28 protein-coding genes are annotated in these 22,530 nt (G+C 62.4%); 16 read left to right on the top strand and 12 right to left on the bottom strand.

Going from position 1 to position 22,530, the window contains the following annotated elements:
* Positions 1 to 73: 73 nt before the first annotated feature.
* From B9A19_RS19745 to B9A19_RS19770, 6 genes are all read right to left on the bottom strand, one after another.
* A complete protein-coding gene (locus tag B9A19_RS19745) occupies positions 74 to 592 on the bottom strand; it encodes a P-loop nucleotide/nucleoside kinase family protein (protein WP_084092879.1) in 519 nt (172 codons plus the stop codon).
* Between the two features lie 165 nt (positions 593 to 757).
* Positions 758 to 1,222, bottom strand: coding sequence for a macro domain-containing protein (locus tag B9A19_RS19750; protein ID WP_084092880.1), 465 nt, complete (start codon positions 1,220 to 1,222; stop codon positions 758 to 760).
* 41 nt (positions 1,223 to 1,263) lie between these two features.
* Positions 1,264 to 3,021 carry a hypothetical protein gene (locus B9A19_RS22335; protein ID WP_139799013.1) on the bottom strand — a complete coding sequence of 586 codons (1,758 nt, stop codon included), beginning with the start codon at positions 3,019 to 3,021 and terminating at the stop codon, positions 1,264 to 1,266.
* Between the two features lie 418 nt (positions 3,022 to 3,439).
* On the bottom strand, positions 3,440 to 4,495 hold the full coding sequence (gene aroG, locus B9A19_RS19760; protein ID WP_084092882.1) for a 3-deoxy-7-phosphoheptulonate synthase AroG: 1,056 nt from the start codon (positions 4,493 to 4,495) through the stop codon (positions 3,440 to 3,442).
* 470 nt (positions 4,496 to 4,965) lie between these two features.
* On the bottom strand, positions 4,966 to 5,382 hold the full coding sequence (gene dksA, locus B9A19_RS19765; RefSeq protein ID WP_084092883.1) for an RNA polymerase-binding protein DksA: 417 nt from the start codon (positions 5,380 to 5,382) through the stop codon (positions 4,966 to 4,968).
* A gap of 138 nt (positions 5,383 to 5,520) precedes the next feature.
* On the bottom strand, positions 5,521 to 5,829 hold the full coding sequence (locus tag B9A19_RS19770) for a c-type cytochrome (protein WP_176217030.1): 309 nt from the start codon (positions 5,827 to 5,829) through the stop codon (positions 5,521 to 5,523).
* Between the two features lie 157 nt (positions 5,830 to 5,986).
* On the opposite strand from B9A19_RS19770, the gene B9A19_RS19775 reads away from it, so the two are divergent.
* The 9 genes from B9A19_RS19775 (at position 5,987) to B9A19_RS19815 (ending at position 13,023) form a co-directional block, all read left to right on the top strand.
* Positions 5,987 to 6,853 (top strand): energy transducer TonB family protein, encoded by an 867-nt coding sequence (locus tag B9A19_RS19775; protein ID WP_084092885.1) that lies wholly within the window; start codon positions 5,987 to 5,989, stop codon positions 6,851 to 6,853.
* A 4-nt stretch (positions 6,854 to 6,857) separates the two neighbouring features.
* Complete coding sequence (gene ruvC, locus B9A19_RS19780) at positions 6,858 to 7,379, top strand: crossover junction endodeoxyribonuclease RuvC (protein ID WP_084092886.1); 522 nt, start codon at positions 6,858 to 6,860, stop codon at positions 7,377 to 7,379.
* Positions 7,376 to 8,182 carry a TonB family protein gene (locus tag B9A19_RS19785; RefSeq protein WP_084092887.1) on the top strand — a complete coding sequence of 269 codons (807 nt, stop codon included), beginning with the start codon at positions 7,376 to 7,378 and terminating at the stop codon, positions 8,180 to 8,182. The genes ruvC and B9A19_RS19785 overlap by 4 nt, the downstream gene beginning before the upstream one ends.
* Positions 8,183 to 8,201: 19 nt before the next feature.
* Complete coding sequence (locus B9A19_RS19790) at positions 8,202 to 8,789, top strand: SanA/YdcF family protein (RefSeq protein WP_176217031.1); 588 nt, start codon at positions 8,202 to 8,204, stop codon at positions 8,787 to 8,789.
* 36 nt (positions 8,790 to 8,825) lie between these two features.
* Entirely contained in the window at positions 8,826 to 9,131 is a 306-nt protein-coding gene (locus B9A19_RS19795) for a TFIIB-type zinc ribbon-containing protein (RefSeq protein ID WP_245804390.1), read from the top strand.
* A 361-nt stretch (positions 9,132 to 9,492) separates the two neighbouring features.
* Positions 9,493 to 10,095: a Holliday junction branch migration protein RuvA gene (gene ruvA / locus B9A19_RS19800; protein WP_084092889.1), complete on the top strand. Its 603-nt coding sequence runs from the start codon at positions 9,493 to 9,495 to the stop codon at positions 10,093 to 10,095.
* Between the two features lie 199 nt (positions 10,096 to 10,294).
* Positions 10,295 to 11,335, top strand: a complete 1,041-nt coding sequence (gene ruvB / locus B9A19_RS19805) for a Holliday junction branch migration DNA helicase RuvB (RefSeq protein WP_084092890.1) — start codon at positions 10,295 to 10,297, stop codon at positions 11,333 to 11,335.
* Between the two features lie 225 nt (positions 11,336 to 11,560).
* A complete protein-coding gene (locus B9A19_RS19810) occupies positions 11,561 to 12,163 on the top strand; it encodes a hypothetical protein (protein ID WP_139799015.1) in 603 nt (200 codons plus the stop codon).
* 71 nt (positions 12,164 to 12,234) lie between these two features.
* A complete protein-coding gene (locus tag B9A19_RS19815; RefSeq protein WP_084092892.1) occupies positions 12,235 to 13,023 on the top strand; it encodes a substrate-binding periplasmic protein in 789 nt (262 codons plus the stop codon).
* An 81-nt stretch (positions 13,024 to 13,104) separates the two neighbouring features.
* On the opposite strand, the gene B9A19_RS19820 is transcribed toward B9A19_RS19815, so the two are convergent.
* From B9A19_RS19820 to B9A19_RS19840, 6 genes are all read right to left on the bottom strand, one after another.
* On the bottom strand, positions 13,105 to 13,350 hold the full coding sequence (locus B9A19_RS19820) for a hypothetical protein (protein WP_084092893.1): 246 nt from the start codon (positions 13,348 to 13,350) through the stop codon (positions 13,105 to 13,107).
* 128 nt (positions 13,351 to 13,478) lie between these two features.
* Positions 13,479 to 14,366, bottom strand: a complete 888-nt coding sequence (locus tag B9A19_RS19825) for a metal ABC transporter substrate-binding protein (RefSeq protein WP_176217032.1) — start codon at positions 14,364 to 14,366, stop codon at positions 13,479 to 13,481.
* A 4-nt stretch (positions 14,367 to 14,370) separates the two neighbouring features.
* On the bottom strand, positions 14,371 to 15,243 hold the full coding sequence (locus B9A19_RS19830; protein ID WP_084092894.1) for a metal ABC transporter permease: 873 nt from the start codon (positions 15,241 to 15,243) through the stop codon (positions 14,371 to 14,373).
* Positions 15,240 to 16,004: a metal ABC transporter ATP-binding protein gene (locus B9A19_RS19835; RefSeq protein WP_084092906.1), complete on the bottom strand. Its 765-nt coding sequence runs from the start codon at positions 16,002 to 16,004 to the stop codon at positions 15,240 to 15,242. Before B9A19_RS19835 ends, B9A19_RS19830 begins: the two co-directional genes overlap by 4 nt.
* Positions 16,001 to 16,174 carry a hypothetical protein gene (locus B9A19_RS22695; protein WP_176217029.1) on the bottom strand — a complete coding sequence of 58 codons (174 nt, stop codon included), beginning with the start codon at positions 16,172 to 16,174 and terminating at the stop codon, positions 16,001 to 16,003. The genes B9A19_RS19835 and B9A19_RS22695 overlap by 4 nt, the downstream gene beginning before the upstream one ends.
* Entirely contained in the window at positions 16,171 to 16,608 is a 438-nt protein-coding gene (locus tag B9A19_RS19840; protein ID WP_084092895.1) for a Fur family transcriptional regulator, read from the bottom strand. The genes B9A19_RS22695 and B9A19_RS19840 overlap by 4 nt, the downstream gene beginning before the upstream one ends.
* Before the next feature lie 291 nt (positions 16,609 to 16,899).
* Between B9A19_RS19840 and tolQ the strand changes: the two genes are divergently transcribed.
* The 7 genes from tolQ (at position 16,900) to B9A19_RS19875 (ending at position 22,388) form a co-directional block, all read left to right on the top strand.
* A complete protein-coding gene (gene tolQ, locus B9A19_RS19845; protein ID WP_444541721.1) occupies positions 16,900 to 17,577 on the top strand; it encodes a protein TolQ in 678 nt (225 codons plus the stop codon).
* A gap of 11 nt (positions 17,578 to 17,588) precedes the next feature.
* Positions 17,589 to 18,008, top strand: coding sequence for a protein TolR (gene tolR, locus B9A19_RS19850; RefSeq protein WP_084092897.1), 420 nt, complete (start codon positions 17,589 to 17,591; stop codon positions 18,006 to 18,008).
* A gap of 6 nt (positions 18,009 to 18,014) precedes the next feature.
* Complete coding sequence (locus B9A19_RS19855; RefSeq protein WP_084092898.1) at positions 18,015 to 18,872, top strand: energy transducer TonB; 858 nt, start codon at positions 18,015 to 18,017, stop codon at positions 18,870 to 18,872.
* Between the two features lie 32 nt (positions 18,873 to 18,904).
* Positions 18,905 to 20,206, top strand: coding sequence for a Tol-Pal system beta propeller repeat protein TolB (gene tolB / locus B9A19_RS19860; protein WP_245804391.1), 1,302 nt, complete (start codon positions 18,905 to 18,907; stop codon positions 20,204 to 20,206).
* Positions 20,207 to 20,318: 112 nt separating this feature from the next.
* Positions 20,319 to 20,873: a peptidoglycan-associated lipoprotein Pal gene (gene pal / locus B9A19_RS19865; protein WP_084092900.1), complete on the top strand. Its 555-nt coding sequence runs from the start codon at positions 20,319 to 20,321 to the stop codon at positions 20,871 to 20,873.
* 63 nt (positions 20,874 to 20,936) lie between these two features.
* Positions 20,937 to 21,680 carry a tol-pal system protein YbgF gene (ybgF, locus tag B9A19_RS19870; protein ID WP_084092901.1) on the top strand — a complete coding sequence of 248 codons (744 nt, stop codon included), beginning with the start codon at positions 20,937 to 20,939 and terminating at the stop codon, positions 21,678 to 21,680.
* A 414-nt stretch (positions 21,681 to 22,094) separates the two neighbouring features.
* Complete coding sequence (locus B9A19_RS19875; protein WP_084092902.1) at positions 22,095 to 22,388, top strand: PAAR domain-containing protein; 294 nt, start codon at positions 22,095 to 22,097, stop codon at positions 22,386 to 22,388.
* Positions 22,389 to 22,530: the final 142 nt, after the last annotated feature.

Below are 22,530 nucleotides of genomic sequence, written 5' to 3' on the forward strand. Positions count from 1 at the left end.
AGGGCGTCAATGAGCACAGCGAATTGCGCCGGGCATGGGCACATACGGCGCAATTCGCTGCGCTCATTGCACCCTACACCTGCGCGGCTGCTTGCTCGCCGGGCAACACAAAATCAAACTCCTCCAGCTCGATCTCGTCCGGCGCCTGCCACATGCTGCTGGCAATCTCGAACACATGATCGGGCACCACCATGGCAAAGGTGGCGCCCTGCTCGGCATTACGCCGCCGCACGCGCTCGTGCCGCACGTCTTCGGGTGCATCGAGCACATGCACGGTGAATGCAATGCCCTCTTGCTGCAGCGCGCGCAGCAAGGCCACGCGCGGCGCTTGCTGGATCAGCCCCAGCTCGAGCGCCACGCTCTGGCCGCTGGCCAACAGCGCACGGGCGTGATCAAGGATCAGCGCAATCAGCCTGTCCTTGCGCGCCAGATACCAGGGCACTACGTCGGCTGACGGCCGATCGGGGCTGAACAGCCGCACAAACCACGCATCCAGCGCGATATGCGCAAACCCGCCCTGCGCCGCCAGCGCCATGGCATAGGTGGATTTGCCGGCACCGACCGGGCCTTCGATGAAATGGATTTGGGGCATGACTTGAGCCTTGGGGTAGGAGTGAAGCAAATGCGCGCTTGCGCCGTGCCAAGCGTGCGTAGGGCGTCAACGAGCACAGCGAATTGCGCCGCATGGGCGGCACCGGTGAGCACATACGGCGCAATTGGCGTGGCTCATTGCGCCCTGCGTCAAAACACCGAGCGATCAGGACAGAAATTCAACATAGGTGTGATCTTCGCCTTGCAGCTCGTCGGCAATGATCCCGGAAATACTGGCCCAGTCCCCGCCTGCCAGGCCCGCACCGATTTTCGGGTACGCAATTCTTTGCCCGGAAAACGCCTGTTTAACCTGCCGCATCACCCGGGCTATCGCATCATAATCGGCCTTCACGCCTTCACCACGCCAGTGAAGCTGCGTATAGCCGTTTACGATCGTGAACCTGGCTGCGGGCCGGACAATCTCGGCCACAGAGATCGTGCCAAGCTTGGCCGGGTCGCCCTTGGGCGTGCGCAGATCAGCCTGGTAGGCCTCCGGGAACTGCCGCTTGATCGACAGTGCAATCCCCTTGCCCATCTGGCATTGGCAATTGCAGCCGTGAATGATCACATCAAACTCGCCCTGCAAGGCAAGCAGCAGCAAATCCCCGGTTACCGTCGTTAGCTGGGGCATGAAGGAAACTCCTGAAGTTGAAATGCCAGCAGCGACAACATTCAAACGCCGCCAGGCGAGCAGCGATCATTGCCCGGCTTGGCTTGCACGGGCACGCATAGATACATGCCCCCTTCCGGCACTTGCGGAACCGGGTTGCGTGTTGGCGTTCCGGGCGTGCACGGGCAGGGCGCAGAAGCAGGCGCCGCGCTGGGTACAGGCATGGCTGAAGGCCGGGGCGCGGGCGGCGGCGTATGGTGCAAGGTGGGCCTGATCGTCGGTCTCGGGGTGCGGGGTACAGAAGGAGTTGGCACAACGGTCGGCTCGGGCCCCCCCGTAGGTCTGAATGTGGGAGGAGACGTCGGCACCGCAGTCGGCTTGGGTGTAGCGGGCACGGGCGTATTGCCCGGCGCAGCTGTCGGTACCGGTGTTGTGTCGCTATCGGAGTCCTTGTGATTGCACAGTATTGCTACTTGCGAGACTGCAGATTGGGTTAACAGCTTCAATGGTTTGTATACGGCAAGATTGCTGGGTTGCTCATCCTTGGACTTCAACATGGGCCAGTGGGAAGAGAGCACGTTTTTCTTGTCCAGCGTGGCGCGCAGATAGCATTTTTTCACCTCTTGGCTCGTGCCTGCCGGATGAGCTGCGCTGCTTTTTTCCTTCTCCGGCTTAGGAAGCTTCTCGGCAAATTTGGCAGCTTCGTCATCGGGGAATTGGTAGCGTATCAAAATCTGGCTGCCGATTCTGGATTGAATTTCCACATTGCGGATTACGCCTTGCTTTTCGCCAGTACGTTCACACAGCCCATCAATATAAAGCGTATTGATGGCATCGCATTGTTCACGAGTAACAACCAGTGTTGCATGTTGAATGTTTCCCAAACCAAGAGCACGAAATACAGCTCGAGGTATGGCAAATGGATTTTGCGTCAATCCAGCAACAACAAAAACCCCAATCAATCCAAAAATTAAAGTTGACTTTATTTTTTGCTCAAAAGAGACCAGCATGATATTCATCGCTATCGAAAACACGACAAACACAAGAAAATTCCAACCAAAAACCCAATTAAATTGATCGCCGTAAAGAATAAAAAAGAATGCCGACTGAGTGATTAGACTTGGAATCCAGAAAACACATAAAATTGCAAATGCAAACATCTCTTCAAAAAATAAAAGAAACGCCTTAATTTTTCCTTCCTGAGCCACAGGCAAGACTCTTATCGGGGAGTTCTTATTTGCTTTGTATTTGTAAATAATCGCGCATAGGGCCAAGAAGACCGCAATCATTCCAGAAGTGCAGAAGTTTGGTTGAAGCTCATAGCTACTTTTGTTCCAGAAGTAAAAAACAACTACTAAAACTACCAAAACAAATAGAATAGCCCTTGTAACCCAGCTTGGCCTATTCTTCATTGATGCCAATCCTAACCATATTGCAACCACGGTGAAGGGCAGCACTATTGTTTTCGCCAATATGTCAAGATCCTCCTGGCTCGACATAAACATAAAACACAAAACAGCAATTGATGTGACAGCAGAAGCACCCAAATACCGAGGGCTATAGATAATATAAGTAAGGAAAGAATCCCCGCCCTCCTTCTCTTTCTGATTTGATTTCGTGAACATCCCGGGAATAATTGCGCCAGGAAGCAGAAAAATTATTCCCATGATAAAGATTAAAAACAGCCCAACCAACGCTGTGGAAGCGAATACCTCCGTCATATCAGCCAGCTTGACTTCCGGCAGATAACTGATGGAAACGCAGTAAAGCAGAGTGATAAGCCCCCCCAAAATAAGGACGGCATTGCCGGCATAAAGCATGGGGCTTTTGCGTATAGCCTCCATGACAGAGGCAACGAAACCCTTTGGGGGTTCCGGGGCTCGGCGCCATATTCTGGCTAGTGGTGGTTTTTTTCGATTCTCGCTCATCGGGATGGGGTCTTTTTTTGTTTGATCTGCACATCAGGCCTCAACCACCACTGGTCGCCCACGCGGGACAAGCGCAGCAACATCGTATTCGGCAGGATTTCTTACGGCCTAGGTTCTATCTCAAGCTTTCACAGCCTGAAATTCGCACGGATCATAGCAATTGCTGATAACGCATATCAACAAGCTTTCAGCAAAAATCAGGAAGCCCTGATCGAAATCAAACACCGCCAGCCAGCTCAGCCGGGCAGCAGGCGCAAAAAAGCCCCGCATCGCGGGGCCTTTTCATTCAGCAAGGGCAGTGACTACAGCATCACCCCAGCTTGGCCAGCGCACGGCGTTGTGCCACGGCGTTGGCCAGTTGGTGCAGCGATTTCACGGTGTCGTCCCAGCCGATGCAGCCGTCGGTGATCGACTGGCCGTAGCACACCGGCTCGTCCTGGCGGCCTTCGACCAGGTGCGATTCGATCATCACGCCGAAGATGGCCTGGTTGCCGGCTTCCAGCTGGGCGCAGGTGTCGGAACAGACTTCCATCTGGCGGCGGTAGTCCTTGCGGCTGTTGGCGTGGCTGAAGTCGATCATCAGCTTTTGCGGCAGGCCGGCGGCGGCCAGGTCGGCCGTGGCGGCGCGCACGTGGTTGGCGTCGTAGTTCGGCTCTTTGCCGCCACGCAGGATGATGTGACAGTCCGGGTTGCCGGCGGTAGAGACGATGGCCGAGTGGCCCATCTTGGTCACCGACAGGAAGTGGTGCGGCTGGCTGGCGGCGCGGATGGCGTCGATGGCGATCTTGAGGTTGCCGTCGGTGCCGTTCTTGAAGCCCACCGGGGCCGACAGACCGGACGACAGCTCGCGGTGCACCTGCGATTCGGTGGTGCGTGCGCCGATGGCGCCCCAGCTCATCAGGTCGGCCACGTATTGCGGCGTGATCATGTCGAGGAATTCGCCGGCGGTGGGCAGGCCGGTGTCGTTCAGGTCCAGCAGCAGCTTGCGGGCAATGCGCAGGCCGTCGTTGATGTTGAAGCTGCCGTTCAGGTACGGGTCGTTGATCAGGCCCTTCCAGCCCACGGTGGTGCGCGGCTTTTCAAAGTACACGCGCATCACGATTTCGAGCTGGCCCTTGAGCTCGTCGCGCAACACCTTGAGCTTCTGGCCGTATTCGAGCGCAGCCTTGGTGTCGTGGATGGAGCAGGGGCCGATGATGACCAGCAGGCGGTCGTCTTCACCGGCCAGGATGTTGTGGATGGCCTGACGGGTCTGGAAGGTGGTGGCCGACGCGGTTTCGGTGACCGGATACTTTTCCAGCACGGCGATCGGCGGCAACAGTTCCTTGATTTCGCGGATACGTACGTCGTCTGTCTGGTATTGCATATTGTTCCTGCGGCGGCTGGGCGACGCAGGGCTTGCTGCGGCGCATTATTTCTTGTGGCGGACGGCTAGATTAGCGTCTAAAACGCGGGCGCGCAAACAGCAGGGGCGGAAAAAGAGATACGCACGGCCGGGCGGCCATGGTCAGAGGCAGAAAAACACGGGTAAAAGCAGCCCCGCCACGGGTGGCGGGGCACGGGCCGGGTTTAGGGCCTGTTAACACTTATTTTACGCTTGCGTTCGGGGTAGTTCGGGATGGAGCGCAAGGCGCAGAACGCGCCGCGGTACGGGTACCGCAAGCGGTTTGCAACGCAGCGAACCGCCCGAAATACCCCGAACCCGCAGGGCTGGGCCGCAAAGAGGCCATCTACGGCGTTACGCGCCTTGGCAATAACCGGTTATTGCCGCGTTGCGTGCCTTGTAGCTGACCTCTTTGCGGCCCAGCGCAAGCGCGAAATAAGTGTTAACAGGCCCTAGTCGGCGTACTGCTTTTTCAGCCGCTCGCGGCGCTCTTGCGCCTCAAGCGACAGCGATGCGGTCGGGCGGGCCAGCAGACGCGGCAGGCCAATCGGCTCGCCGGTGTCTTCGCAATAGCCGTAGTCGCCCGCATCAAGCTTGCGCAGGGTGGAATCGATCTTGAGCAGGAGCTTGCGTTCGCGGTCACGCGTACGCAGTTCAAGCGCATATTCTTCTTCCAGGGTAGCGCGGTCCGCCGGATCCGGCGTGGCTTCCTGTTCCTGCAGGTGGCTGGTGGTCTGGTTGGCATTGGCCAGCAGTTCCACCTTCATCTGTTGCAGGCGCTCGCGGAAGAAGGCGAGGTGATCGGGGTTCATGTAGTCGTCATCCGAACCATTCCAGTTCAGGATGTCTTGTTCAGTCAGTTTGGCCATGATGCTACTCCCGATGTGAAACGCGCGGCTGCAGCTTACAAACCAGCTAATTCGCAACCGCTTAAATGGGCACGCAGCTTAATCAAGTCGCTCGTCCAACGCAATACGCAATCTGCCGACTTCATGTCGATGAAACAATTACTTCTGCGACAACACCCAGCGCACAATGGTTCGCAGGTCTTGATCGCCGATCACCTGTGGCGGCATGGCAACGGGGCCGCCCCACTTGCCTTTGACGCCGGCACGCACTTCGTTCATCAGCATCTGCTCGGCATCTTTCTGGCCCTTGTAGCGGGCAGCTACATCCTTGTAGGCCGGGCCGACGATTTTTTGATCGACCGAATGACAGGCCAGGCAGTTGTACTTGGCCGCAATCGCTTTGCCATCTTCGGCAGCCAGCGCCGGCATGGCAAGGGCAAACAGCACACAGGCAATCCGCAAACGCATACCCATCTTCCTTACATTTAGATTAGCAATCATCTTAGCACCAGTGCCGGCAACAGGGGTAACCGCTCGCTACGGCTGCGACAACCGTGCCGCTTGGGCATGCAAACGCTGTGCTAAACTCGCGCGATTACTATAAACCGGATGGATGGCAGCCCGCATGGACCGCGCACAAAGCTTCATGGCCAGCTCGTTCGTGGCCTCTGCGCTTGCCCACGCGCTGATCATACTGGCGGTGGGCATCAGCATAGGCGCGCCCAAGATGCTGTTTTCCAGTCAGCCGCTGGAAGTGGTGCTGGTGAACCAGCGCACCACCACCGCACCGGCCAAGGCCGATGCGCTGGCACAGGCGCAGCTCGATGGCGGCGGCAATACCGATGCGACCGACAAGCGCGTGAAAAGCCCGCTGCCTTCGTCCAGCAAAGACCCGTCGGTCGAGCTGGAACAGATGGAGGCGCGCCAGCGCCAGCTGGAGCAAACCTCGCTGGAAATGCTGACCCGCGTGCAGGCACAGGTGGCGCTGGCTCAGGCCGAGGCACAGCGCGCGCAAGAGCAGCGCAAGGAAGGCCGTGATCTGGAGGCACTGCAGCAGCGCGCGCGCGAACTGGCCGCGCAGGCGGCGCAGATCAGCAAGGAAAACCAGATTTACCAGAGCCGGCCGAAAAAGACCTTTATCGGTGCGCGCACCAGCGAATACCGCTTTGCCAAATACATCGACAACTGGCGCATCAAGGTCGAGCGCTACGGCACCATGCTCATCCCCAAGGGCAAGGATGGCCGTCCACTGCACGGCAACCTGGGCATGACGGTGGAAATCGATGCGCGCGGCAATCTGGTTAGCGCCAGCATCTTCCGTTCGTCGGGCAACCCCGAGCTGGATGCCGGCGCACTGCGCATTGCCAAGATGGCTGCGCCCTACGATGTGCTGGGCAAGGAGATCAGCAAGGACACCGACATTCTGTCGATCAGCCGTACCTGGAACTTCGGCAAGGCCGGCGATCTGGAAACCGCGCTGCCAGAACCTTGAGATCATGCGCATCCTCGGCATCGACCCCGGCTCCCGCCTGTGCGGCTTCGGCGTCATCGATATTGTTGGCCAGAACCGCAACTACGTGGCCTCGGGCTGCATCAAGGCCGGCGGCGGCACGCTGCCCGAACGCGTGCGCATCCTGCTGGACGGCATCCGCGAAGTGAGCGAGGCCTACCGGCCCGACATTGCGGCGGTGGAAATCGTCTTCGTCAACGTCAACCCGGCCTCCACCCTGATGCTGGGGCAGGCGCGCGGCGCCATCATCGCCGGCCTGGTCATGGCAGGCTTGCCCATTTCCGAATACACCGCGCTGCAGGTCAAGCAGGCCGTGGTGGGCAACGGCCACGCCGACAAGGAACAGGTCAGCGCCATGGTGCAACGCATGCTGCGCCTCTCTGGCGCACCGCAAAGCGATGCCGCCGACGCGCTGGCCGTTGCGCTCACCCACGCGCAGCACGGCACCGGCGTGGCGGGCAAGCTGCAGAAGATGGGCTTGAACATCAAGCGCGGGAGACTGGCATGAAATGGTGCTTGGCCTTGGCGCTCGCGCTCGGCAGCACGCTGGCAACGGCGGCCAGCCCTGAACGCACGCCTGCGAGCATGCGTGCAGAATGCGCGGCATCCCTGCCAGCGGCCCTGGAGAAGCTGGCCAGCGAAGCGCCAGACAACGACGCCGATAGCGCGGTCAGACCCGTTAAAAACAAACGCGAAGCCGATACCCGTTTGGCCAGGCTGCACAAAGAGAACACCAGAGCAGAGATGAAGCTGCTTGCGCAGCTGCCAACGCTGCAAAAGCAGCGCGCACTGCTGGAAGAAGCGCTGGCCCGCGCGGAACGTGACGGGCCGCCCACAGCGCAAGCTGAAGCGGATCGACGGCGCGGGCTGCGGGCATCCATCGCGGAAATGCACGAGCTGGAAAACGCAACGCAGGCCGTTGTCTGCCGGCCCGCAATCATCTTTGTCGGCAGCCACATTGCTGACAGCACTGTCGCCGCCCATGTACATCGTGTGCAAAACAGCATGTCCAGCACCTGCCTGTCCTATCCGGCAACCGCCGACGAGAAAACCCGCCAGGGCAAGCGGTCTGTTGGCGTCACCAACCTGATCGATGCAGAAGGCCGCCTGCTGCGCAGTGACGTTTTTAACCCCAGTGGTGATCCGGCAGCGGATGCCGATGCCCTGCGCCTGATCGCCCATGCGGCCCCGTTTGCGCCCTTCAGCCCGGCGTTGCGCAAAAAGGCCGATGTGCTATCCATCTCCACCACCTGGGACATCAATTTCAAGTCGTCTGACGACAAGCCCTGTCTGAATGGCCCCAAGCCCTGAACGACGCCGGCCCCGCTTCATGGCTTGGCTGCGTCGCCGCCGCAAACCACTGTTGATCCTGTTGACCACGGCCTTGCTGCTGACCGGCATCAATCTGGCGCTGGCCCGCCATGTTGCCAACGCAGCGAACGGCCGCAGCTATGCCGATCCGGCGCAAACCCCGGCCCGCCCCATCGGCGTGATGCTGGGCGCGCCGCGCCATACCTGGGGCGGCAGTGACAACGCCTATTACTGGCTGCGCGTGCGTGCCACGGTGGCGCTATTCCGCGCCGGCAAGCTGGGCCGCGTGATCGTCAGCGACGACGAGCCGCAGCCGATGCGCGATGACCTGATCCGCGCCGGCATCCCGGCCGACAAGGTGGCGGTGGATGCCGGTGGCGCGCGCACCATACACAGCATTGCCGCGCTGCGCGGCGCCGGGCCGGTCACGCTGATTTCGCAGCATTTCCACAACGAGCGCGCGCTCTACATGGCACAACACTACCGCGTGGATGCGATTGCGTTTGATGCGCGCGATGTCAGCAACTACTACGGCATCCTCACCCGCCTGCGCGAACAGGTGGCGCGCTTGCGCATGCTGGCCGAGCTGGCCTGCAGCGACGATTAATACCGGCCGGGAACCGCCACCGTACTCCGGCAGTCCATGCAGCTCACCCACCCGATGGAGCTGGCAGCAATGGATTGCCCGGTATGCAAGACCACCCGACTGATGATGACCGAGCGCGCCGGCGTCGAAATCGACTACTGCCCACAATGCCGTGGCGTCTGGCTGGATCGGGGCGAGCTGGACAAGATACTGGAACGCTCGCAGCAGGAGGCCGCACCGGCAGCCCGTGCCGAAACGCATGCCCCGCAGCGTGACGAGCACGGCCACCGCAACAGCCATGGCCACAGCCAGCAGCAAAAACCGTATCGCAAGAAAAGCATCTGGGAAGAGCTGTTTGACTGAGGACCTGTATGCGCCCTCGGCCGTCATCTGTAGATGAACCGGCATCAAGTACCCGGCAAAGCCGGGTACTCCACCGGTTTTTGGGGGTGACGCAGCGGCACTCCCGGTTTGATTCCACGCCCCCCGCCCTCGCCGCCGCGAGGGAGCCTCGCTACGCTCGTCAGTGGCTCGAATCGGGTCTTTGCCGGCATCAAGCACCCGGCTGGCGGCGTTACCCCCGGATTGTCCCGACGATCATCGCGATTAATGAGCGCCTGGGCGCCGCCTGACAGCCGGCGCTACATTCTGTGCAACGATCGTTCTATAAAGCACGGCGCTACGGTTATACTGGCGGGAATTGAACGCCTGATGAGCACGCGCCATGATCGGACGCCTGACCGGCTCCCTGCTGGAAAAACAACCGCCGCACATCGTCGTCGACGCACAGGGCGTCGGCTACGAGCTGGATGTGCCGATGAGCACGCTGTATGCGCTGCCGGCACTGGGTGCCAAGGTGGAGCTGTTCACCCATCTGGTGGTGCGCGAGGATGCACAGCTGCTGTACGGCTTTGCCTCGCGCAGCGAGCGCGACCTGTTCCGCGAGCTGATCAAGATTACCGGCATCGGCGCCAAGATTGCGCTGGCCATCCTGTCCGGCATGTCCAGCGACGAGCTGGCCGTGGCCATCGCCAGTGAAGACACTGCCCGGCTGGCCAAGGTACCCGGCATCGGCAAGAAAACCGCCGAGCGGCTGGTGCTGGAGCTGAAAAGCAAGATCGGCAGCCTGCCCACCACGCAGGCGGTGGCCGCCAAGGTCAACGGCCCGCTGTTCAACGTGGCCGGCAGCCATACCGACATCCTGCACGCGCTGCTGGCGCTGGGCTACAACGAGCGCGAAGGCGCTGCAGCGCTCAAGACCTTGCCGGAGGATGTCGCCCTCAACGACGGCATACGCCTGGCGCTGAAAGCACTAGCCAGAGTGTAAGGGCCTCCCATGGATTGCTACCCAGCACTGGAGGCATGCCGTCTCAAGCCCCCGGCCAAGCCGGGCGCTCTGCTGCATGGGCAAGTGAGACAGCGGCCCTCCCTGTTTCATTCCACTCCCCCCGCCCTCGCCGCCGCGAGGGAGCCTCGCGCCTGCTCGTCAGCGGCGCTGGGCACATGATCGTATCCAGGGTGCCTTGATGATCGAAACCGACTCCCTCTTTTCCGCCCCGGCCGAAGAACGCATCGTTACCGGCCAGCGCATGTCGCAGCAGGAAGAACAGCTGGAGCGCGCGCTGCGGCCCAAGCTGCTGGATGAGTACGTCGGCCAGAAAAAGGCGCGCGGCCAGCTGGAAATCTTCATCGAAGCGGCCAAGAAGCGCGGCGAGGCGCTGGATCATGCGCTGCTGTTCGGTCCACCGGGGCTGGGCAAGACCACGCTGGCGCACATCATTGCGCGCGAGCTGGGCGTGAACCTGCGCCAGACCAGCGGCCCGGTGCTGGAGCGCGCCGGCGATCTGGCGGCCATCCTCACCAATCTGGAACCGCACGATGTGCTGTTCATCGACGAAATCCACCGCCTCAGCCCGGTGGTGGAAGAAATCCTCTACCCCGCGCTGGAGGACTACCAGCTCGACATCATGATCGGCGAAGGCCCGGCCGCGCGCTCGGTCAAGCTCGATCTGCCACCATTCACGCTGGTGGGCGCCACCACGCGCGCCGGCATGCTGACCAACCCGCTGCGCGACCGCTTCGGCATCGTGGCGCGGCTGGAGTTTTACAACGCCGAAGAGCTGACCCGCATCGTCACCCGCTCGGCCAGCCTGATGGACGTAAAGATCGCCGAGGATGGCGCATTCGAAGTAGCGCGCCGATCACGCGGCACGCCACGTATCGCCAACCGCCTGCTGCGCCGCGTGCGCGACTATGCCGAAGTGAAGCACGACGGCGTGGTGACACGCGAAGTAGCCGATGCCGCACTGCAAATGCTGGACGTGGACCACGCCGGCCTCGACATCATGGACCGCAAGCTGCTCTCCGCCGTCATCGACAAATTCGGCGGCGGCCCGGTGGGGCTGGACAACGTGGCGGCCGCGATCGGCGAATCGAGCGACACCATCGAAGACGTATTCGAGCCCTATCTGATCCAGCAGGGCCTGCTGCAACGCACCCCGCGCGGCCGCATGGCCACGGCGCTGGCGTATGCGCACTTTGGGCTGAACGCACCGGGTGAAGCTTGAGCGGCAGCAACAACCGGTTCGTGATGCCGCTGCGCACGCTTGGTGGGGTGACGCGCAGCACTATCATCGGCCCGTCCTTGCCGTAAATGGGGATATGGCGCCTCGCAGCAGCGCCGATCAGGCCCTGGTAGCCAGATCACCCGCGGCGGTGTAAAAACTGCCGTTGCTGTAATCACGCGCACATGGCAATTTCATACTCTGTCAGCTTTCATGCTGGGGATTGCCATGCGGCTACGCCGCTTTCTACTCGCGGGCGCGTTGGCGCTGCTGCTGCACGGCGTGCTGCTGTGTGTGCATTGGTCATTGGCGCCGCCGGCCGTGCCCCCCCGCGCGGCCTTGCAGGTGACATTGCGCCAGCTGCCCGCACCGGCACGCCCCGAAGCGGCCACCGTGACCAACGCCCCGGCTGCGCCCGCGCCTGGCCGCCACGCAACGCCCCCCGCGCAGACGGCACAACGCAGCACCATGCCGCCAGCAGTTGATGCGCACGCTGCCAAGCCATCACTCGCCCAGCCGCAGCCAGCGACTACCGGCCTACCGGATACACCCGACGCGCTCCGCCCCCAAACCGCCAGTGCAGCAGCCCCGGTGCTGGATCTTGAGCAGCTGCGCAAGCAGGCACGCGTGCAAGCCGAGCGCGATGCGCCCACGCGCGTGCCGGGGCTGGCCAATCTGGCCACGCCGGCGCCCGAGCGCAAGAGCGCGCAGGAAGAAGCCATTGCCCGCAGCTTCAAGCCGGATTGCCGCACGGCGCATGCCGACAAAGGCCTGCTGGCCGCGCCGTTTTTGCTATACGACGCCGTCAGTGAGGATGGCTGCCACTGGTAAAGTCATTTCAGATCAGGGACAGAAAAAGCCGGCCGCCAGTGCTATAGCTGAGGTGACACAGGAGGTGCTCCATGGCTTGCCACCACCACATCGCCGCGCTGCTGCTGGCCGCCACGCTGGCTGGCGCACACGCCGCCGACTGCCAGCGCGTGATCATCACCGCCCACCCGGACTACAAGCCCTTCCACTGGTACGACGGCAAGGCGATGACCGGCGCCAGCATCGAGCTGGCCCGCCGCATTCTCGACGACATGCGCTTTCCCTACGAGATTCGCTACATGGGCCCGTGGCCGCGCGTGCTCAAGGAGGCCGAGGCGGGCAATGTCGATATCGTGATGGGCCTGAAAAGCACGCCCGAGCGGCGCGAATACATGGACTTCACCAGCGAGCCGGCCTTTCCCAACCCGATGGCGGTGTTCGTGCGCAAGGACAAGACCTTTGCCTTCACCCGCTGGGACGATCTGATCGGCAAGCGCGGCGGGGTGAATTCGGGCGACCGCTACGGCGAGGGCTTCGACGAATTCCTGCACGACAAGCTCAATATCGAGCCGGTGAACGAAATGGGGCAGAACTTCAAGAAGCTGGGCGCAGACCGCATCGATTACTACATCACCGGGCTATACCCGGGCATGGCCTATCTGGCCGACAACAAGCAGGATCAGCAGTTCGTGACCCTGGCCAAACCGATCAACAGCGGCGTGGTGCAGGTGGGCTTTGTGAAGAAAAGCCCCTGCCTGGTGCTGCTGCAGGGCTTCAACCTGCGCCTGCAGCAACTGAACGCCAAGGGCGAGCCGCAAAAGCTGCTGGATAAATACCTGGGCAAGCTGAGGGATGCGGGCAAGGAGGGTGCAGCACGTTAAAGGTGCTGGTACACCGGCTGGCCAGCTGATTCAGCTGCCATGCCCCCGATCAGGCCCCCGCAGCCGGATCGCAGGCAGGCGCTACGCTTTTTGGCCGAACAGCCGGGAAAGCAGCAGTATGCCCACCAGCGCATACAGCGTGTATTCGCCAGCCACCCCGGCAACCTTGCTGTCGCTGGCCAGCGTTGCTGCGGCATAGATACCCACCGCCACGCTGCCAACCCGCGCCAGCAACCTGATCACCCCATTGGAGAACTGGCTGGCGATGGCATAGAGCACAACGATGATTACGGCGGAAACGGCGGCAATTGCACCTGGCGAAGTCATGGCAGTTCCTGGTTGGATGATTGCATACCGTTGTCTCCGGCTTGTGCTTTATAACTGATTTTTCACATGTTTTTCAGTTTTGCTGCAAGTTATTCATATGAACGACAGCCGTTGCCCGCACGAGGCCCTCAGTTCTGCCGCATGCCCGCCAGCAAGGTGGTGATGTTGTAGCGATACATGGCCAGATAATTGCCTGCCGGGCCGCCGGTTTTGGAGAGCGCATCCGAATACAGCTCGCCGCCCACCTTGATTTGCGCCTCGCGCGCCAGTTGGTCCAGCAGGCGCGGGTTGGTGATGTTCTCGACAAACACTGCCTTTACCCGTTCGCGGCGGATTTGCTGCACCAGCCGCGCCACGTCTTTGGCCGATGCCTCGGCATCGGTATTCATGCCCTGCGGCGCCAGGAACTCGATACCGAAGCGTGCGGCGCAATAGCCGAATGCATCGTGCGAGGTAATCACCTTGCGCTTGGCCGGCGCGATAGTGCCCAGCTGCTGGCGCACCCAGCCCTCCAGCGCCACCAGCTGCTGGCGGTAGGCCGCAGCGCGCTGCTGGTAATACGCGGCATTGGCCGGGTCAACGTGGCTGAGCGCCTGCGCGATGTTGGTCACATAGGTCTGCACGTTGACCGGGTCTTGCCAGGCATGCGGGTCGAGATGGTCGCGGCCGTCTTCCTGCATGCGGCGCGGCTGCAAACCAGCCGACACCTGCACCTGCAGGCCGTGGAAACCGGATGCCATGGCCAGCCGCGGCATCCAGCCCTCGAAGCCCAAACCGTTGAGGAACACCACCTTGGCGCGCGTCACCGCCTGCGCATCGCGCGGGGCAGGCTGGAATACGTGCGCGTCCTGATCGGGGCCAACCAGCGTGGTGACCTCGACCTTGTCGCCGCCCACCTGCTGCACCAGATCGCCGAGGATGGAAAAACTCGCCACTACCGGCAGCCGCGCAGGCGCAGAGACGGCAAGGGCAGGCGCGGCCAGCAGGGCCAGCGCAATCAGGGCACGACGCAACATGGGGTCATCCTTCCAGATGTTTGAACTTGAGCACGCGCCACGCCAGCCCGCCCTGGCGGCCAAACAGCAGCGACACCACGAAACCTGCGCCTGCCATCAGGATGATGCTGGGGCCTGAGGGCAGATTGGCGTGATAAGACACCAACAGGCCCAGATAGCCGGCCAGCAAGGCAAAGCCGATGGCAATGGCCAGCAGCGCCGGCAGACTGTTGGCCCACATGCGCGCACTGGTAGCAGGCAGCATCATCAGGCCGACGGCCATCAGGGTGCCCAGCGCCTGGAAGCCGGCCACCAGATTGAGTACCACCAGCACCAGGAACACGAAGTGCGCCAGCGCACCGCCGCCGCTGGTGACGCGCAGGAATTCGCTGTCGAAGCTTTCCAGCACCAGCGGGCGGTAGAACAGCGCCAGCCCCAGCAGGGTGACGGTGGCAATGCCGGCCACCAGCAGCAAGGCGGGCGGATCGACTGCCAGCACGGTGCCGAACAGGATGTGCATCAGATCGACATTGCTGCCCCACTTGGAGACGATGAGCACGCCGGACGCGAGCGACAGCAGGTAGAAGGCGGCAAAGCTGGCGTCCTCTTTCTGCTGCGTCAGCCGCGTCACCAGACCTGACAGCAGCACCACCGTCAGCCCGGCAATCAGCCCGCCAATGGACAGCGCCGTCAGCGACAGGCCATAGGCAATGAAGGCAATCGCCGCGCCGGGCAGGATGGCGTGGCTCATCGCGTCGCCCACCAGGCTCATGCGGCGCAACACCAGGAACAAGCCGATGGGCGCGCAGCCCAGCGCCAGCGCAAAACAGCCCACCAGCGCCAGCCGCATGAAGGCGAACTCGGCAAACGGGGCGAGGAACAACTCGTACAGGGTCATGCAGCCACTTCCTCATCATCACGGTGGCAAACGGCGGCATCGGCCACCCAGCGCTCGGCCATGCCGTTGGCGCGCAACAGGTTGTCGCGCGTCAGCACCTCGGCGCTCGGCCCCCAGCCTATGCATTCCTTGGCCAGCAGCAAGGTCTGGTCGAAATGGCGGTGCACCTGCTCGAAATCATGCAGCACGGCGATCACGGTGCGGCCCTCGGCCTGCCAGTGCGCCACGATGCGCAGCAGATCGTGCGTGGTGCGCGCGTCGATGGCGGTGAAGGGCTCGTCCAAGAGGATCAGCGGCGCGTCCTGCAGCAGGATGCGGGCGAACAGCACGCGCTGGAACTGGCCGCTGGACAGCGCGCCCACCGGGCGCTCTTCAAAGCCGGTCAGGCCGACTTGATCCAGCGCGGCCAGCGCGCGCTCGCGCTCGGCCTTGCTGCTGCCGCCAAACCAGCGCTGCCAGCGGCTGCCGGCATGCGCTGCGCCCAGCAAGATGGTATCGAGCACGCTGATGGGAAACTGCCGCTCGATATTGGCCTGCTGCGGCAGATACGCAAGCTGCCGGCGCGCCACGCCCTCGAAGCGCACGTGGCCGTGATCGGGCGTGAGCAGGCCGACAATGGCCTTGAGCAAGGTGCTCTTGCCCGCACCATTGGGGCCGACGATGGCGGTGCTGCTGCCCGAGCGGAACGCGCCCGTTACATGGTGCACCACCGGGTGGCGCTGGTAGGAGAGCGTGAGATTTTCCAGCGTGAGTGCGGTCATGCCAGCGCCCACCATGCGGCCAGCCACAGTGCGGCAATCAGCGGCAGCACCAGCAGCACGCGCTGCCACGCCGGCAAGGCCAGCAGGGTGGGGCCAGGGGCCGGGCGAGCCGGGGCGGGCTGCTGCGTACCATGGTCATGCGCGTGCGCGTCGTGATGGGTGTGGCTCATGCCGCGATCTCCTGGCAGTTGCGGCACAGGCCCTTGATCTCCAGCTCGTGCCGGCTCATGGCAAAGCCGCCTGTGGCCAGCGCACTGCGCAAGGTCTCCATCCACGGCGGGTTGTCGATTTCCTCGACGCCGTGGCAGCGCTCGCACACCAGCAGCACACCGTGGTGCGCATCGTGAAAGCTGGGGCAAACCACAAAAGCCTGCAGGCTGTCGATGCGGTGCACGATGCCGGCCGCCACCAGAAAATCCAGCGTGCGGTAGACCGTGGGCGGCGACGCGCCCGGCCGCTGCTTTTGCAGCGCGGCCAGCAAGTCATAAGCCTTGACCGGGCCATGGCTGGCCAGCAGCAAGCTCAGCACCTCGCGGCGCAGCTCGGTCAGCTTCTCGCCGCGTGCGGCAAGCCAGCTTTCGGCGGTATCCAGCGGCGCATCCATATCGCCCACCTGCTTCGCTTCGATTCAAAATGCAATGTTATTACATTTTTCGTGAAGATGTAATGTTATTACATTAAGGGCTGCACAGCCGGCCAGTACCGGGCCCGGCCCGGTGCTCGATGTGGATTGATGCACAATCATCATTCACCGCAGGCACGCGCCCGCCCCGTCAACATGTCACAGCCCGTGTTGCGATGCAGAAGGTATACTTTCGGCTCGTTGACGAACCCCGTTCGCGCGTTTGCCCCGTTTCAAAGCGGGCAATGCGCCCTACAGACCACGGAGCTGGCAGTGACCCCTTCCTCTGACGATATGTCGATCATCTCGCTGGTGATGAACGCCAGCCTGGTAGTGCAACTGGTGATGGGCCTGTTGTTATTGCTGTCGCTGCTGTCGTGGTGGCATATCTTCAGCAAGTTTTTCACCGTGAAAAACGCCACCAGCCAGAGCGCCGATTTCGAAGACCGCTTCTGGGGCGGTTCCGATCTGGTGGCGCTATACGACCAGACGCGCCGCAACCACGCCATCGGCATGGAGAAAATCTTCATCGCTGGCTTTACCGAATTCCAGAAGCTGCGCCAGCGCGGCGGTATGGAGCTGTCCGACGTGATGGACGGCACGCGCCGTGCCATGCGCGCCTCGTCGCAGCGCGAACTCGATTACCTCGACAAGCACACCTCATTCCTCGCTTCGGTCGGCTCGGTATCGCCCTATATCGGCCTGTTCGGCACCGTGTGGGGCATCATGCATGCCTTCACCGGTCTGGCCAATGTCGGCCAGGCGACGCTCGCCACCGTGGCGCCGGGCATTGCCGAATCGCTGGTGGCCACCGCCATCGGCCTGTTTGCCGCCATTCCGGCCACCGTGGCCTACAACCGCTTTGCGCATGATATCGATGCGCTGGCCAGCCGCTTCGATACCTTTACCGAAGAGTTCTCCAACATCCTGCAACGGCAGGCGGCCCGCTAAGGAGCGCACCCATGGCCCGTTCCAGCCGCCGCCCGCGCCGCTCGATGAACCAGATCAACGTCGTGCCGTATATCGACGTGATGCTGGTGCTGCTGGTGATCTTCATGGTTACCACACCGATGATGCAGCCCGGCGTGATCAACCTGCCCAAGGTCGGCAAGGCCGACCGCGAGGTAAATGCCGAGCCGCTGCGGGTGGAAATCGCCGCCGACGGCAGCCTCAAGCTGGCCGACAAGACCCAGACCGAAGCAGCTGCCGATGCCGCAGCGCTGGTGGCGCAGGTGCAGGCCAGGCTGGCCAACGGCAGCAGCCGCCCGGTAGTGATCGACGCCGACAAGACGGTGAAATACGAAACCGTGATCAACGTGATGGATGCGCTGCGCAAGGCCGACATCGCGCATGTCGGGCTGATGGTGCAGACGGGGAAATAAGCGCCGATGACCGATCCGCGCGTTTCCGTCCGCGAAGAACACCGCACGCTGTCGCTGGTGCTGGCGATTGCCATCCACGCGCTGCTGGTGCTGTGCCTGGTGTTTGCCGTGCGCTGGAAAACGCAAAAGCCGGCCGCCATGGATGTCGAACTGTGGGGCGGCCCGCCGCCTGCCGCCGTGAAAGCGCCTGAACCGCAGCCCGAGCCGGTCAAGCCCGTCAAGGTGAAGCCGGTCGAGGAAAAAGCCGAGCCGGTCGTCAAAGACCCGGACATTGCCACCGGCAAGGCCAAGCCCACGCCGGTCGCCACACCCAAACCGACCGTGACGCCACGGCCGACAGCCACGCCGCACCCCAGCCCGGCACCCAAGCCGACTGCAGCGCCCAAACCCACGATCGTACCGACCCTGAAACCGGCCAAGCCCACGCCTGCGCCCAAAAAGCAGAGTACGTTCGACAATCTGCTGAGCGGCGATACCGCCCCGGCGCCGAATGCGCACCCGGCCGGCAAGCCCGGCGGCAATGGCAACAATGTCGCAGCCAAGGTCAACGCCACCGGTACCGGCGTGGGCGGCGGCGGTGCAGGCAACGACAAGCTGCGTGGCTACGGCATGAGCGTGGCGCAGCTGATCAAGAGCCGCATCGTCTACCCGGGCAGCGACAACCCGCGCGTGGAATTCAAGATCACCTTGTTCCCGGACGGCACGGTGCGCGAGCTGAAAGTAGTGAACGGCGACGGCAATCCGCAATGGCAGGATGCCGTGACGCGTGCGATACAGAGCCTGGGCGCCTTTCCGCCGCCGCCGGCCGGCGTAAAGTACGATCAGGTGAGGGAATTGAACTTTGCCTTCCGCCCCAAGGACTGATCTTGGGTGTGTATAGACCTACGGAGTAGACGATGACCCCTTTGCAGCAAGTCTGGAAGCAAGCCCGCCGGCTGATGCTGGCGACCGCCGTGCTGCTGGGTGCAGCCGGCGCGGCGCGGGCCGACATGACCATCGAAGTGGTCGGCACCGGCGCCACGCAATACCCGATCGCCATTGCCCCGTTCCAGAACGAGGTGCAGCAGCAACAACCGGTCACGCCGGTGGTGGGCGACGACCTCAAGCGCTCGGGCCTGTTCAACGTGATCGGCGCGGGTGATCTGTCGCCGGTGCCGTACACCGTGGCACAGTTCAACGGCGCACCGCTGAAGGCGCGCGGTGCACAAACCGCACTGATCGGCACCATAGCCCCCGATGGCGATGCCTTTCTGGTCACCGCCACCCTGGTCGATGTGGGCAGCAAGAACACGCTGGTCACCTTCCAGCGCCGCGCCACCGCCGGGCAGATGCGCCGCGTGGCGCACCAGATCGCCGACGTGGTCTACCAGAAGCTGACCGGCGAGCCGGGCGCGTTCAACTCGCGCATTGCCTACGTGGTAAAGATGGGCAAGCGCTACGAGCTGCAGGTAGCCGATGCCGACGGCTATGGCGCGCAATCGGTACTGGCGTCCAACCAGCCCATCATGTCGCCCAAGTGGTCGCCCGATGGTGGCCGGCTGGCCTATGTGTCGTTCGAGGAGCAAAAACCCATCGTTTACGGCCAGGACCTCGGCACCGGCCGCCGCTGGAAGATTGCCGCCTTCAAGGGCAGCAACTCGGCGCCGGCCTGGTCGCCCAATGGCCAGCAGCTGGCAGTCACGCTGACGCGTGATGGCGGATCGCAGATCTTCATCGTCAATGCCGATGGCAGCGGCAGCCCGCGCCGGCTGACCAATACCGGTGAAATCAATACCGAAGCCAGCTTCACCCCGGATGGCGGCAGCGTGCTGTTCACCTCCGACCGGGGCGGCAGCCCGCAGATTTATCGCCAGCCGGTGGGCGGCGGCGGGGCCGAGCGCATTACCTTCCAGAACGGCTATAACGCATCGGGCAAGCTCAGCCCGGATGGCAAGACGCTGACCCTGATCACCCGCACCGAGCGCGGCTTTCAGGTAGCGGTGATGGACATGGCCAGCCGCCAGATTCAGGCGCTGACCGATACCGGGCTGGACGATGCACCGACCTTTGCCTCGAACGGCCGCATGATTTTGTACGAAACCGACATCGGCGGCCGTGGTGCGCTGGCGGCGGTATCCAGCGACGGCCGCGTGAAGCAGCGCCTGCGCTCGACGTCGGGTGATGTGCGTCAGCCCGCCTGGGGACCATTGCTGAAATAAGTTTGGGGCAAGATCAGGACTCGGCTTACAGTCACGGAACCTGCCGGCACGGCAGACTGTCCACTGGTCAGCCCACCATTTGCATCATTACTTCTCTGACAGGAGCAAGAACATGAAGAAAATCGCCGCCAGCCTGTTGCTGACCGCACTGCTCGCCGCCTGCGCCAGCCAGCCGGGCACGCAACCGACCCAGCCGACAACCCCGATCACCGACAAATCGGGCAATGACAGCGCCAGCACCAATCCGGCCAGCGTGGACCTGACAAAAGGCAGCACCACCGATGCCAAGGGCTACAACGTGCTGACCGACCCGAACAACATCCTGTCCAGCCGCCGCATCTATTTCGATTATGACTCCTATGTGGTCAAGCCCGAGTTCAACGAAATGGTCGAGGCGCACAGCAAGTACCTGAACGAGCACAAGGACGCCAAGCTGATCGTGCAGGGCAATACCGACAATCGCGGCACCGCCGAATACAACCTGGCGCTGGGCCAGAAGCGTGCCGATGCAGTGAAGAAGCAAATGAACGCACTGGGCGTGGCCGACAGCCAGCTCGAGACCGTCAGCTTCGGCAAGGAAAAACCGCTGGAAAGCGCCGACACCGAAGAAGCATGGGCACGCAACCGCCGTGCCGAGCTGGTGTACGACGGCGAAGCTGCCAAGTAAAATCCGCCGCGTGGCCCGCCCGTGGCGGGCCACCACCAACCAGATCGCACTCACCGGGATGCCATGAAGAAACTTGCCGCACTGATGATGCTCGCCTTCGCCGTCAACGCCCACGCCGGCCTGTTTGATGACAGCGAAGCCCGCAAGCAGATCGACGAGCTGCGCACCCAGGTGCAGCAGCAGCAACAACAGAACCAGCAACAAATCGTGCAACTGCAGACCGGCAGCCGCCGCGTGCTGGATCTGGTGAACGAGATCGAGCAACTCAAGCAGGACAACGCCAACCTGCGCGGCGTGATCGAGGTACTGCAGTTCAATCTGGACGAAGCCACCAAGCGCCAGAAAGACCTGTATGTGGACCTGGACAACCGCGTGCGCAAGATCGAGGAAGCCAAGGTCGAGCAGGCCAAGGAGCAGGCATCGGCCGCGCAGCAGAGCGAATCGCAAAGCTTCGATGCCGCCGTGGCGCTGTCGCGCGCGGCCAAGCACAAGGAAGCCGTCGCCGCCTTCCGCCAGTTCCTCACCGACTACCCCAACAGCGCCAACGCCCCGGCTGCGCAATACTGGCTGGGCTCGTCGCTGACTGCGCTCAAGGATTACAAGGGCGCCAGCGCGGCCTATGGCACGGTGGTGAGCAAATACCCGGACGATGCCGTCGCCCCGGATGCCCTGTTCGGCCTGGCCGTGGTGGCCAACGTGCAGAAAGACAAGAAAACCGCCAAGCAATACCTGCTGCAGCTGATCGAGAAATACCCGCAGTCGGAAAAAGCCGCCACCGCCAAGAAGGCGCTGCTGGCGACTGATTGATCTGCCGGCCGGGTTCCAGTCAAACAGGGTTGCAAGCGCCATGCTTGCAACCCTTTTTTTGCACCATCGCCCGCAGCGGGCTGCCCTGCCCGGCAGGGCATACTGTGGCATACGCAACAAAACTGCAGCATTCGGTTGACGCCGCCCATCATTGACCTGAAAATTACAAATCCTTAATTGTAAAGAAATTGTTGGCTATGCCGCAGGTTGCTGTCTGCTGCGCAAGGCAGCAGTGGATGGTGCGAGGGCGGTATCAGTGACGGGTATCGATCAATGCGGTGAAAGCAGGGCCTGCCATGCGCAGGCTTTTTGTGTTTGCACCATCAATTTGCGCCACCTGCCGACAACCGCAGGCCGGGCGTTGCAACCATTCTCCCTCTCACGGCCGGATTTGGCGCAAAGCGGGCGGTCAACATGAGCCGCTGGCTTGCCTGCGTCGGTGACAGTACCACCACCAACGGCACAGTGCTGGAGCACGGCGCCAAGACCACCACGCTGTTCGGCAAGCGAACGGCCATCATCGGTGGCGATGTCAGCTGCCCGGCCTGCAACAGCACCGGGCAAATCCAGAAAGCAGGCGGCGGTCGCCGTCTCAAATCCGCCGGCAAGGAGGTCGCGCTGCATGATGACATCGTCGTCTGTGGCTGCCCCACGCCGCCCAAGGTCATCGCTGGCCAGCAAAAAAGCACCTACACAGATCAGGTTTGAGCACCATGTCCCGTACCCTCAGCGTTGCCAGCCCCGCCATCCCGCTCGCCAACGGCGAACCCACCCTGGTGCCCACTGTGGTACGCGGCCGCGATGGCATCAACCAGCTGCACCAGTACGACATCACGCTGATCACCCCGGA

It is taken from the genome of Andreprevotia lacus DSM 23236, from assembly GCF_900176275.1.
GTDB classification, from domain to species: domain Bacteria; phylum Pseudomonadota; class Gammaproteobacteria; order Burkholderiales; family Chitinibacteraceae; genus Andreprevotia; species Andreprevotia lacus.

What these genes read in the sequence shown, in the direction of transcription:
- ruvB (WP_084092890.1), top strand. Translation starts at nt 10,295, where the DNA reads ATGATCGAAACCGACTCCCTCTTTTCCGCCCCGGCCGAAGAACGCATC.
- B9A19_RS19815 (WP_084092892.1), top strand. Translation starts at nt 12,235, where the DNA reads ATGGCTTGCCACCACCACATCGCCGCGCTGCTGCTGGCCGCCACGCTG.
- B9A19_RS22335 (WP_139799013.1), bottom strand. Translation starts at nt 3,021, where the DNA reads ATGCTTTATGCCGGCAATGCCGTCCTTATTTTGGGGGGGCTTATCACT.
- aroG (WP_084092882.1), bottom strand. Translation starts at nt 4,495, where the DNA reads ATGCAATACCAGACAGACGACGTACGTATCCGCGAAATCAAGGAACTG.
- B9A19_RS19825 (WP_176217032.1), bottom strand. Translation starts at nt 14,366, where the DNA reads ATGTTGCGTCGTGCCCTGATTGCGCTGGCCCTGCTGGCCGCGCCTGCC.
- B9A19_RS19770 (WP_176217030.1), bottom strand. Translation starts at nt 5,829, where the DNA reads ATGCGTTTGCGGATTGCCTGTGTGCTGTTTGCCCTTGCCATGCCGGCG.
- tolB (WP_245804391.1), top strand. Translation starts at nt 18,905, where the DNA reads ATGACCCCTTTGCAGCAAGTCTGGAAGCAAGCCCGCCGGCTGATGCTG.
- dksA (WP_084092883.1), bottom strand. Translation starts at nt 5,382, where the DNA reads ATGGCCAAACTGACTGAACAAGACATCCTGAACTGGAATGGTTCGGAT.
- B9A19_RS19785 (WP_084092887.1), top strand. Translation starts at nt 7,376, where the DNA reads ATGAAATGGTGCTTGGCCTTGGCGCTCGCGCTCGGCAGCACGCTGGCA.
- B9A19_RS19775 (WP_084092885.1), top strand. Translation starts at nt 5,987, where the DNA reads ATGGACCGCGCACAAAGCTTCATGGCCAGCTCGTTCGTGGCCTCTGCG.
- B9A19_RS19840 (WP_084092895.1), bottom strand. Translation starts at nt 16,608, where the DNA reads ATGGATGCGCCGCTGGATACCGCCGAAAGCTGGCTTGCCGCACGCGGC.
- ruvC (WP_084092886.1), top strand. Translation starts at nt 6,858, where the DNA reads ATGCGCATCCTCGGCATCGACCCCGGCTCCCGCCTGTGCGGCTTCGGC.
- ybgF (WP_084092901.1), top strand. Translation starts at nt 20,937, where the DNA reads ATGAAGAAACTTGCCGCACTGATGATGCTCGCCTTCGCCGTCAACGCC.
- tolR (WP_084092897.1), top strand. Translation starts at nt 17,589, where the DNA reads ATGGCCCGTTCCAGCCGCCGCCCGCGCCGCTCGATGAACCAGATCAAC.
- B9A19_RS19830 (WP_084092894.1), bottom strand. Translation starts at nt 15,243, where the DNA reads ATGACCCTGTACGAGTTGTTCCTCGCCCCGTTTGCCGAGTTCGCCTTC.
- B9A19_RS19750 (WP_084092880.1), bottom strand. Translation starts at nt 1,222, where the DNA reads ATGCCCCAGCTAACGACGGTAACCGGGGATTTGCTGCTGCTTGCCTTG.
- B9A19_RS19820 (WP_084092893.1), bottom strand. Translation starts at nt 13,350, where the DNA reads ATGACTTCGCCAGGTGCAATTGCCGCCGTTTCCGCCGTAATCATCGTT.
- B9A19_RS19795 (WP_245804390.1), top strand. Translation starts at nt 8,826, where the DNA reads ATGCAGCTCACCCACCCGATGGAGCTGGCAGCAATGGATTGCCCGGTA.
- B9A19_RS19835 (WP_084092906.1), bottom strand. Translation starts at nt 16,004, where the DNA reads ATGACCGCACTCACGCTGGAAAATCTCACGCTCTCCTACCAGCGCCAC.
- B9A19_RS19855 (WP_084092898.1), top strand. Translation starts at nt 18,015, where the DNA reads ATGACCGATCCGCGCGTTTCCGTCCGCGAAGAACACCGCACGCTGTCG.
- B9A19_RS19745 (WP_084092879.1), bottom strand. Translation starts at nt 592, where the DNA reads ATGCCCCAAATCCATTTCATCGAAGGCCCGGTCGGTGCCGGCAAATCC.
- B9A19_RS22695 (WP_176217029.1), bottom strand. Translation starts at nt 16,174, where the DNA reads ATGAGCCACACCCATCACGACGCGCACGCGCATGACCATGGTACGCAG.
- pal (WP_084092900.1), top strand. Translation starts at nt 20,319, where the DNA reads ATGAAGAAAATCGCCGCCAGCCTGTTGCTGACCGCACTGCTCGCCGCC.
- B9A19_RS19875 (WP_084092902.1), top strand. Translation starts at nt 22,095, where the DNA reads ATGAGCCGCTGGCTTGCCTGCGTCGGTGACAGTACCACCACCAACGGC.
- ruvA (WP_084092889.1), top strand. Translation starts at nt 9,493, where the DNA reads ATGATCGGACGCCTGACCGGCTCCCTGCTGGAAAAACAACCGCCGCAC.
- B9A19_RS19810 (WP_139799015.1), top strand. Translation starts at nt 11,561, where the DNA reads ATGCGGCTACGCCGCTTTCTACTCGCGGGCGCGTTGGCGCTGCTGCTG.
- B9A19_RS19790 (WP_176217031.1), top strand. Translation starts at nt 8,202, where the DNA reads ATGGCTTGGCTGCGTCGCCGCCGCAAACCACTGTTGATCCTGTTGACC.